Source organism: Snodgrassella sp. CFCC 13594, assembly GCF_001590725.1.
GTDB lineage: Bacteria > Pseudomonadota > Gammaproteobacteria > Burkholderiales > Neisseriaceae > Snodgrassella.
Genome location: NZ_LQXR01000028.1, coordinates 1 through 10,166 on the forward strand (window position 1 = coordinate 1; position 10,166 = coordinate 10,166).

Sequence of the window (10,166 nt, forward strand, 5' to 3'; positions counted from 1 at the left end):
GGGGCTGCAAGGGTACACTCAATTGGCCAAATTTAAGTCCGCAGACGTGCTTGGCTATATGGTGGCTGCCGCGTTATTGCGTGAGCTCGGACCTGTATTGGCGGCGATATTATTTGCCAGCAGCGCTGGCGGTGCGATGACCAGTGAGATTGGATTGATGAAAACCACCGAGCAACTGGAAGCCATGAACGTGATGGCAGTTGATCCTGTGTCTCGGGTGGTGGTGCCGCGATTTTGGGCTGGAGTCATTTCCATGCCTTTGTTGGCATCGATTTTCAATGTGGCTGGGGTCTACGGCGCTTACTTAATCGGTGTGCAATATTTTGGTATGGACAACGGTATTTTTTGGTCACAAATGCAGACCAATATGGATTTTCATTACGACGTGGTCAATGGGTTAATTAAATCCGTGGCATTCGGGGTGGTGGTGAGCTTGATTGCGGTGTATCAAGGGTTTCATGCTCAACCTACTTCAGAAGGCATTTTACGGGCCAATACCCGTACTGTCGTGAGCAGCGCATTGACCATTTTGGCAGTGGATTTTATTTTGACTGCGTTGATGTTTACCGAATGAGTTTGGAGCGGATACAACCATGAAAAGAAGTACTTTGGAAATGTTGGTGGGCTTATTTGTTGCACTCGGGGTCGTGGCTATTGTGTTTTTGTCATTCCGAGTCGCTGGCGGCAATGGGTTGGGGGCCAGTCAGCCAACCTATACTGTTTACGCCTCATTCAGCGATATCGGTGGGCTGAAAATTAAAGCGCCAGTCAAAGCAGCGGGTGTGCTGGTCGGTCGGGTCAGTAACATTCAATTGGATCCCAAAACTTATTGGGCTCGCGTGACTTTAAATATTGATAAACAATACCCATTTAGTACCGATACCTCGGCGCAAATCCTGACATCTGGGCTTTTAGGTGATCAGTATATTGGTTTGAGCCAAGGTGGCGATCCAGATAATTTGGCCAATGGCGATACCATCACCATTACCAGTTCTGCATTGGTATTAGAGCAGTTAATTGGTAAATTTATGACCAATTTTGCTGAAGGCAATGCAAAGGGCGATGGTGCGAACAGTGATGCAGAAGCGGCTTCTGCTGCCCAATAAATTTGATTACAGACATATATTTCAGGAGATGAAAATGAATAAATCAGCGATTTTGAGCGCTTTAAGCGTGGGTGTTTTAAGTATCAGCATGGCTTTTGCTTCACCACAACAGGCTGTGAGTCAGATTAAAGGCAATGCTGATCAAGTATTGACCATTTTGAAGAAAGCCAATGGCAGCAACAATGCTCAAGTGCGCCACCAAGCCGAAAATTATGCTATCCCTTATTTCGACTTCCAGCGAATGACTGCTTTGGCCGTGGGTAATCCTTGGCGTACTGCCACACCAGCGCAACAACAAGCATTGGCACAACAATTCCAGACCTTGTTGATTCGCACTTATTCAGGAACGATGCTGAAATTTAAAAATGCCAAGGTGACTGTGGACAATACGCCAGTGGTCAATAAAGGCGGCCGTGAAGTGATTGTGCGTACCCAAGTCACCACTCCAGGAGCCAAACCAACCCAAATGGATTACACCATGTACCAAAGTGGCAGCCGCTACCGCGTATATAATGTAGCGGTTGAGGGCGCAAGTTTGGTTACCGTGTACCGCAATCAGTTTAACCAAACCATCAGCCAAAAGGGTATTAACGGTTTGATTAATGAATTGAAAGCCAAAAACGGTCGCTAATATGCACACGGAAGTACGCAATCATATTTTGTATCTGAGCCAAGTGGTAACTGTGAATACGGTTACTGATGAGGCTTATGAAGCATTTATGCGCTGCTTGCGCGAAGATGTGCATACAGTGGATTTGTCTGCTGTCGGCGAAGCCGATTCAGCTTGTGTGGCACTTTTGATTGCGGCTTTGCGCGAAAAGAAACAGCAACATGTGCATTTTGTTGGTATTCCATCTGGGTTAGCACAGCTGATGACTTTGTATGAAGTAGATAAATGGATTAAGCCATGAGTAAAAAACACACTATTTTGGTCTATGGCCTAATCTTGGCATTGAGCCAATCGGCGTGGGCTGACCAAACAGGGGCACAAGATCCCTATGAAGGTACAACCGCTTCATGTTTCGAGTAAACGATTCTTTGGATCACTATGTGATGACGCCTGTGGCCCAAGGTTACCGTAAAGTGACGCCATCTCCTGTACGCACAGGGGTGCGCAATTTTTTCAATAATTTGCGTGATGTGGTGAGCTTTGGCAGCAATTTGCTGCGATTGGATATTGAGAAAGCCAGTACGGACTTTGTGCGGGTGGGCATCAATTCGACTTTTGGCTTGGGCGGTTTGATTGATATTGCTGGTGCCGGCCAGATACCCGACAACAAAAGCACATTGGGCGACACTTTTGCCTCTTGGGGGTGGAAAAACAGCAATTACTTTGTGTACCCTCTGACTGGTCCATCTACGGTACGCGACAGCATCGGTAATACCGTTTTATATGCGGCTCCGGTGCAAGATGCTTTTATTAAAAATACAGGTGCCCGCTGGGGCAGCACGGCATTGAATGCAGTGCAACGCCGTGAAAGCCTATTGGATTTAACCGATAGCTTGGATGATGCGGCTTTGGATCGATATGCGTATGTACGGGATGTGTTCATGAGCATGCGCAATAAGCAAGTTGGGGCTACACAGGTGGACGCGGCAGATGAGGACATCGATATTGATTCCTTGGTGCCCGATGGTGGCGGTGAAGATAATAGCCAATCATCTGATCATCCAACTCATTCGGTTGTTCGGCCCGCTGATGACAACACAAATTCTGTGGATGAACAAGACGATCCAACCAGTCAATCTGAAGCAGTAGATACAACTCAAGACAATGATAAAAAAACGACTGCAGCTGCAGGTTGGACTGAGGAAGTGGTCAATGAAGCGCATCATATGCTGAATGCAGCCGGTCATTAATTGTTGTGCTGGGTTTTATTAATCAGTAGGCCATGGGTTTGTTGTTTTCAAGCGGATGAGCAAAGGAGCGTACCATGTATGAGGTCAATCGCAGCGTATTTTTATTGATGCCTTTGGAACCGTTTTGGGCTTGGCTACAATCGTTGCCTGACATGGCGCTGGAAGGCTTGAGTTTGGCTGATTTGCAGCGAGATGCCAATGCCTATTTGGTGCCGCCATGTGATGATGTTGATGATGTGTGGACTGAAATTGAAACGCGCTATCAAGAGATTTTTGCAGCTGAGTTGGCCGATTGGTGTGAAGATGAGTCATTGTGGCCGGATGTGCACCCAGAGGTTTTCAATGATTGGTTTGATATTCAATTGTCTACCGTGGTCACCGACTTGGCACGGCAGGATTTGTCGCGAGAAGCATTTCAGCCTTTTTCTTTGAACTAGGTTGCCTGAAAAGCAAGCATGAGGCTGGTGTCGATGGCTGCAGCCTGAATGCTATTGGAGTTGCCCATGCATCAAACCCACATCCGCGTTCGCGGTTATCATTTGGACGTATTTCAACACGTTAATAACGCCCGCTATTTGGAATTTTTGGAAGAAGCGCGGTGGTCTTATTTTGAAGATACCGGCTTAACACCTTTATTTTTAGAGGCTGGGTATGGTATGGCAGTGGTCAACATCAACATCAATTATCGCCATGGTGCGCGCATCAATGATGATTTGGTGATCGAGACCCGTTTTACGGAAATACACCAGCGCAATGCCGTGTTGTCGCAAATCATTACTTTGAAAAATACCGATAAAGTGGTGGCCGATGCCACCATCGTGTTTGTTGCATTTGATCCTCATACCAATAAGGCCATTGCTTTTGATGGGCCGCTTAAATCGCGACTGGCTGATTTGGTTTCAGCGGCATCGTAATTCTGAAGTTTTGGCTCAACCAAATTTTCTTTTGGAGGTGATCAGCATAATAGGGCGTATCAAAATCAGGATGTACTTAAATGGTTTGAGCATGACCGCGTTGCGTACCGATAAATTGCGTATAGGCTGACCATGAGACTTTGGCTGCTGGGGTTGAATTGGAGGCATCCGTGTTACAATTATGATCCCATTAGCTATTCGTTCTTGTGGTTGTGTGACTTTAATTTCAGGCAGCCTATGATGAGCATTAATTCATGATGCAGGCATTGCTGCATCATTTCTTGTTTGGAAATAGATTATGACTAATACCACCGCCAGCGCTCGTCAACGCTATGGTTCATGCAAAGCAGAACATGTCGGCAGCTTTTTGCGTAGCCTGAAGTCAAAAGTGCTCGTGCCAGTGTCGAAACCGGCACTTTGTCGCATTGTGCTTTGACTGAGATTGAAAACAAGGCCATCCGCGACTTGATCACCAAACAGAAAGCCGCAGGCTTGCAGTCGGTAACCGATGGCGAAACCCGCCGCGCGTGGTGGCATTTTGACTTTATGGAAAATTTGCTGGGTGCTGAAGGGTTTGAAGCTGAACAAGGCATGCAATTCAAGGGCGTGATAACCAAGCCGCACAACGTGCGTATTGCGGGACAGCTGGCTTACAACCCCAAGCATCCTCATTTTGATCAGTTTAAATTTTTGTTTGATGAAGTGGGTGACGATGGCTTCAGTGTTGCCAAAATGACCATCCCCAGCCCCAATATGTTTATGCGCCCTAATTTACGCATCAATGATGTGTATGGCCAAGATGTGGAGCGGTATGTGGCCGATTTGGGCTTGGCTTACCAAAAAACGATTCGTCATTTTTACGATTTGGGTTGTCGCTCGATTCAGTTGGATGATGTGTTTTGGGCTTATTTGGTCGACCAAGATGCGCAAGCGCGTGAACGTGATTTGGGTATGGACCCACAGCGTTTGGGTGAATTGTGTGTGGAAACGATTAATTTGGCCTTGGCCGATAAACCAGATGACTTGGTAACTGGCATGCACATTTGCCGTGGTAACTTTTCCTCTACTTGGCACTACCAAGGTGGTTATGACTTCATCGAGAAATTCATCTTCAAAGGTATCAAAGAGATAGACCGCTATTATTTGGAATACGATGATGAGCGCAGTGGCGGTTTTGAACCGTTGGCGGAGCTGCAAGGCAGCAACTCAGAGGTGGTGTTGGGATTGGTGACATCAAAAACCGAAGAATTGGAAAATCCCGCCAATATTATTGCGCGCATTCAGGAAGCCAGCCAATACCTGCCACTGTCTCAATTGGCATTGAGTCCACAATGCGGCTTCTCTTCTACGGAAGAGGGCAACAAGGTTGAATATGAAGCCCAATGGCGCAAAATCCAGTTGATTCAGGATATATGCAAACAAGTATGGGGTTCATAATCGGCTCTTCTTGGTGATGGCCGCTGCCCTGCAGCGGCTTTTTTATGTAAACCAAAGTGGCTATCCAACTTGGATGCTGGGCGGAACACAATGACGGATGAGCATTTATTACAGTGGGTGGAATACGGCGAAACGGTTCAGGCAGCCTGGTTGAGCGAGAGCCGACATCCGGCTCCTAAAACGTTGTGTGCGGTAGAACACATCAGTGCCGATGATGCGCTGCGTCTGATGCGTGCAGATACAGCGCTGGTTTGGCGCGGTGATTATCACCAGGCCAAGCAATTGCTCTCGGCTATTAAAAAAAGGGTGCGCGCCAAGGCCAAACAACCTGACGATTTCCATCGCCACCGCCTTCAGCAGGCACAGCAAAGCCGATTGTTTCAAATGCTGCTGTTGGTGGTGTCACCAGGGTTTCAGTTAAACAATGCGCGAGCACCGGATGTTCAGGCAGCTTTGACGGATGTGTATGGTGCTGGCCATCGGCTGCCATTTTTGCTGCCCTTACATCTGCTGTTGGGTTTTATCGGCGCCCATGAATGGCATAAAACTGGTGTTTCAGTGCAGGCGTTGGGTGGTGCCAAAATACATGTGCCTTATGGGGTATTTTCACCGGTACGCGGCGAGTATGTGGATTTGGTCGCTCAGGCCGAATTGCCCAAGGGTTGCCATACTGCTTGGGATATTGGTACGGGCAGTGGCGTTCTGGCTGCTGTATTGGCTAAGCGTGGTGTGGCACAGATAATCGGTACCGATACCAATCCTCGAGCCATTTTATGTGCGGAGGACAACATGCGGCACTTGGACTGCGCGCCACAAGTGCGTATTGTCGCCACGGATTTATTTCCATCAGGGTATGCAGATTTAATTGTGTGCAATCCGCCTTGGTTGCCAGCTAAGCCCACGGCTGATATTGAAACTGCTTTGTATGATCCGCAACACGCCATGCTGAAAGCATTTTTAGCAGATGCTGCGGAACATTTAAATGCAGGTGGCCAAGTGTGGTTGATTATGTCTGATTTGGCCGAGCATTTGGGTTTGCGCGCGCCTGATGATTTGAGGAAGTGGATAAATGCTGCTGGGTTACGGGTTTTGACCAAAATCGAAACGCTGCCACAACACCCCAAGGCTCAACAGCGCCATGACCCTCTCCACCATGCTCGTAGCCGTGAAGTCACATCCCTGTGGCAGTTGGTGCCTGCGTAGTTCTTAATTGATTTTGACTCTGGCAAGTGTCGGCTGCACTCAATTATTACGCGTGCCTTTGTCATGCATGTCAAAGGAAGTTTACCTAAACTACGATTCTGAATTTGCGATTTTCGCTATGGTGAGATTCAGGCTCATACAAGATTATCGACGCGATTTATGAGCATGGATTGATTGATTTTTATCATTATCAATAAATAATGTGATTATTGGTTGTTTGTTGTCATGGCGCTAATGCCACTTTGATTGGTAGGTGGTATCAATGGGGCAACTATCGCAGTTTATGGTTTTAAATGCATTACTTCCAAGGACGGGCGTCATTGGATGCGATCCAATGATTTTTGTTTATTGAGCTTCACCTAGGTTGGATAAGGTATTGTGTTTGCTGGTGTAATGGGTGCCATTTTCACCAGCAATCAATCTATGCGACTTGCGTCGTACACCCTAAAATCTGGTTTAACGGGGTTGGTAGCGCCCAGCCATTGATTGATACACCAGATTTTCGTTTTGCAAACCGTATAGCGGTTGTTTAACACCGTTTGAGCAGAGGCGAGCTCGGTATTAAGTGCATCCAGCCAATCGCTTAAAGGGTTGGCGCCATATTGATAACGGGCACGATAGTAACGGCTGTTTTTTTGGTCAAAAGCGTATTTCTTCTCCGCATTGCCCAAAGTATCGCGGCTCAACGTGTATTGACGATAATAGGTGTCGACCTCATTGAGTGACGTGGTGAGCGCACCTTCGAAACTCAGTTTGGCGCTATCGAAGTCGGCTTCTGCCGATTTGGTTTGCCAGTGCAAAGTGGGCCAATTGAGGAAGGGTAAGTTCACCGATACCGTGCCCGCCCCGATGGGGATGCTGAATAAATTCGATGCTTTGTCAGCGCTTGTGCTGACTGCAGCGCCCAAGGTAATGCTTGGATACCAGCTGCGTTTGGCAGCCTCTTGGCTGGCGTAGGCTTTTTGTAGGCGGTATTCAGCGGCGCGCAAATCAGGTCGGTTTGCCAGTACCGACAAAGGAATGTTTAAATCAACCTGAGTTGTCGGCAAGCTGGCGAGTTTGGTTGGCGTGACGTTGAAGGCGTCTTGGGGACGTACATTCAGTAGATTTTTCAAACTTTGCAGCACGCTATTGCGGGTCTGAGTTAAATTAATAAGGCTATTTTGCGCGCTGAGCAAGGATTGATTGGCTTGGGTAGGATTGATGCTGGCCACTTTCCCTACTTGGTATTGTGCTTGCGTGATGCGTGCAATCTCGCGGTATTGGGTGATGCTTTTTTGGGTGAGCGCCATGGCTTCATCTAAATAGGCTAAGTGGAAATAAGCATCCACGACACTGTTGATGAGTGACAACCGGCTGGCCGCCAGGTCCGCTTCGCTGGCACGGTATTCCCAAGCCGATGCATCTGCCGTGGCTTTTACTTTTTGCCATACATCCAATTCATAACTGAGTCCCACGCGGCTGCTAAAACTGCGATCAGAAGCGCCACCATTTTTGATGTTTTTGCTCACATCGGCACCCAAAGTACCGCTGCCTTGCGGCAATAAGTCTGCACCTGCTAGGTTGGCACTGTAGCGGGCTTTCTCTGCTGTAATCGCTGCTTGCCGCAAATCAATGTTGTTGTGTAAGGCAGTTTGTACCAATTGATTTAATTGGGGATCTTGATAAATGGTCCACCAGTTGCCATCGATTTGGTATTGTGCACCCACTTCTTCAGCGCTCAGCATGCCTGCTTGTTGTAGGCTTTGGCTGGGATATTGGGTGGTGGTGGCGCAAGCGCTTAGTGCCAGCAACACAGATACGCTGAAGGCTGCCTGAAAAGAACGGGGTAATTGGTTTTTCATCATGTATTCATCCATTTCAGGCAGCCATACGTTGCCTGAAAAGCAATAGGTTATTCACGCGACAAGGCGTCAATCGGATTGAGTTTAGAGGCATTTTTAGCCGGCATAAAACCAAATAGCACCCCAATGGCGGTAGAACACACTACAGCTAAGGCAATGGATGCGGTTGAAAATGACATGGCAAACTCAGTGGCGAGTAAATTAAACAATACGCTGATGGCCAGTGACAGCATCACGCCCACCAATCCGCCGATCAAGCAAATTAACACCGCCTCAATCAAAAATTGCTCCAAAATATTGCTTTGACGGGCGCCAATTGCCATGCGAATGCCGATTTCTTTGGTGCGCTCAGTCACCGATACCAGCATGATGTTCATTACACCAATGCCACCCACCACCAATGAAATCAAAGCAATACAGGAAATCAGCAAAGTCATGGTGCCAGTGGTGCTTTCAATGGTTTGCTTGATGCTATCACTGTTGCGGGTGAAAAAATCTTGCGTACCATGACGAGCCAGCAGTAATTCGGTGATGCCTTTTTCTGCCGTTTGCGAGTTGACGTTGTCTTTGACTTTAACCACCACCGAACTGATGTATTTGTCACCAGTGATTTTATTCATCAACGTGGTGTAGGGCGTCCACATTTGTAATTGGTCGCTGTTGGCAAAGGCGCTGGTGTCAGGCTCGGTGACACCAATGATGGTCAGAGGCCTTTTTTCAAACAGGACAATCTTACCCAATGGATTACTGCCATCGGCAAAAAGCTTGTTTTTGGTGTTGTTGTCGATGACCACCACTTGATTATTTTGCGCAACATCATCGGCATCAAAGAAACGCCCATTCGCCAATTTAATCCCACGCACATCAAAATACTGGTCGCCTGCGCCGTAGGTTTGGGCAGTTAAATCTTGATTTTGGTATGTGATGGTACCGCCATCGGAAGAAACAGGTGTGACACTGTCGACATAATCCTGCTGGCTTAAGGCATTGGCATCGGCCACCGTCAAGGTTTTGATGCGGCTGGAGCGCCGATCACCAAAGCCTGTGCCAGGGTAAATGCTGATGGTGTTGGTGCCCATGGAGCTAATGTTTTCCAGAATTTTTTCTTGTGAACCACGCCCCAATGCCACCACCGAAATCACTGAAGCAATACCGATGATGATGCCCAACATAGTCAGTAAAGAGCGCATTTTATGGGCCAAAATCGCCTGTACGGACATTTTAAACGACTCGATAAATTGGTCTTTGTAAAATGCCCAATTCTGTTTTTCTTCGATACTTTTGACTGGGCTTTGTGGGATTTCTTCGGTTTTGCTGGTGTCGGCAATAATACGGCCATCGCGAATTTCAATGATGCGGTTGGCATTGGCGGCAATCCCCGGATCATGAGTGACCATGACAATGGTGTGTCCGTCATCATGCAAGCGGTGCAAAATTTCCATCACATTTTTGCCACTGGCGGTATCTAATGCGCCTGTTGGTTCGTCCGCTAGAATGATTTCGCCGCCGTTCATCAAGGCGCGCGCAATGCTCACTCGTTGTTGTTGGCCGCCTGATAGCTCATTGGGTTTGTTTTGCTCTTTACCCTGCAACCCCAATTCCTCCAATAGCTGCTCGGCGCGGCGGCTACGCTCCGTATGGTCAATGCCGGCATACACAGCGGGCAAAGCAACGTTGTCTCGTGCGCTCAATGAACCCAATAGGTTATAGCGTTGGAAAATGAAACCAAAGCGCTTACGTCGTAAAGCCGCCAGCTCATCATTGTCCATAGAAGCGGTTTCAATCCCATCAATTTGATAAGA

General features: G+C 47.6%; 11 protein-coding genes and 1 pseudogene. 10 read left to right on the top strand and 2 right to left on the bottom strand.

The genetic code is table 11. The annotated features are described in order from the left end of the window. The 10 genes and pseudogenes from A2F46_RS10980 to A2F46_RS11020 all read left to right on the top strand — a co-directional run. A partial coding sequence (locus tag A2F46_RS10980) for an MlaE family lipid ABC transporter permease subunit (protein WP_066570425.1) occupies nt 1-574 on the top strand: 574 nt, incomplete at its 5' end. A 19-nt stretch (nt 575-593) separates the two neighbouring features. Continuing rightward, nucleotides 594-1,106, top strand: coding sequence for an outer membrane lipid asymmetry maintenance protein MlaD (gene mlaD / locus A2F46_RS10985; RefSeq protein ID WP_066570427.1), 513 nt, complete (start codon nt 594-596; stop codon nt 1,104-1,106). A 34-nt stretch (nt 1,107-1,140) separates the two neighbouring features. Further along, a complete protein-coding gene (locus A2F46_RS10990; RefSeq protein ID WP_066570428.1) occupies nt 1,141-1,737 on the top strand; it encodes a phospholipid-binding protein MlaC in 597 nt (198 codons plus the stop codon). A 1-nt stretch (nt 1,738) separates the two neighbouring features. Next, a complete protein-coding gene (locus A2F46_RS10995) occupies nt 1,739-2,017 on the top strand; it encodes a lipid asymmetry maintenance protein MlaB (protein ID WP_066570431.1) in 279 nt (92 codons plus the stop codon). Continuing rightward, complete coding sequence (locus tag A2F46_RS13500) at nt 2,014-2,136, top strand: hypothetical protein (protein WP_369796341.1); 123 nt, start codon at nt 2,014-2,016, stop codon at nt 2,134-2,136. Before A2F46_RS10995 ends, A2F46_RS13500 begins: the two co-directional genes overlap by 4 nt. Next, nucleotides 2,124-2,966: a VacJ family lipoprotein gene (locus A2F46_RS11000; protein ID WP_066570433.1), complete on the top strand. Its 843-nt coding sequence runs from the start codon at nt 2,124-2,126 to the stop codon at nt 2,964-2,966. The genes A2F46_RS13500 and A2F46_RS11000 overlap by 13 nt, the downstream gene beginning before the upstream one ends. Before the next feature lie 74 nt (nt 2,967-3,040). Next, nucleotides 3,041-3,403: a VacJ gene (locus tag A2F46_RS11005; RefSeq protein ID WP_066570435.1), complete on the top strand. Its 363-nt coding sequence runs from the start codon at nt 3,041-3,043 to the stop codon at nt 3,401-3,403. Nucleotides 3,404-3,469: 66 nt separating this feature from the next. After that, on the top strand, nt 3,470-3,880 hold the full coding sequence (locus A2F46_RS11010) for a thioesterase family protein (protein WP_066570439.1): 411 nt from the start codon (nt 3,470-3,472) through the stop codon (nt 3,878-3,880). Between the two features lie 390 nt (nt 3,881-4,270). Next, nucleotides 4,271-5,317: pseudogene (locus tag A2F46_RS11015) on the top strand (5-methyltetrahydropteroyltriglutamate--homocysteine S-methyltransferase); the annotation flags it as partial. A gap of 90 nt (nt 5,318-5,407) precedes the next feature. After that, nucleotides 5,408-6,520: a methyltransferase gene (locus tag A2F46_RS11020; protein WP_066570437.1), complete on the top strand. Its 1,113-nt coding sequence runs from the start codon at nt 5,408-5,410 to the stop codon at nt 6,518-6,520. 416 nt (nt 6,521-6,936) lie between these two features. Here the strand turns inward: A2F46_RS11020 and A2F46_RS11025 are convergent, their stop codons facing one another. Beyond that, a complete protein-coding gene (locus A2F46_RS11025; protein WP_231867785.1) occupies nt 6,937-8,367 on the bottom strand; it encodes a TolC family protein in 1,431 nt (476 codons plus the stop codon). Nucleotides 8,368-8,414: 47 nt separating this feature from the next. Next, nucleotides 8,415-10,166 (bottom strand): MacB family efflux pump subunit (locus tag A2F46_RS11030; RefSeq protein WP_066570442.1); only part of this gene is annotated, 1,752 nt, incomplete at its 5' end.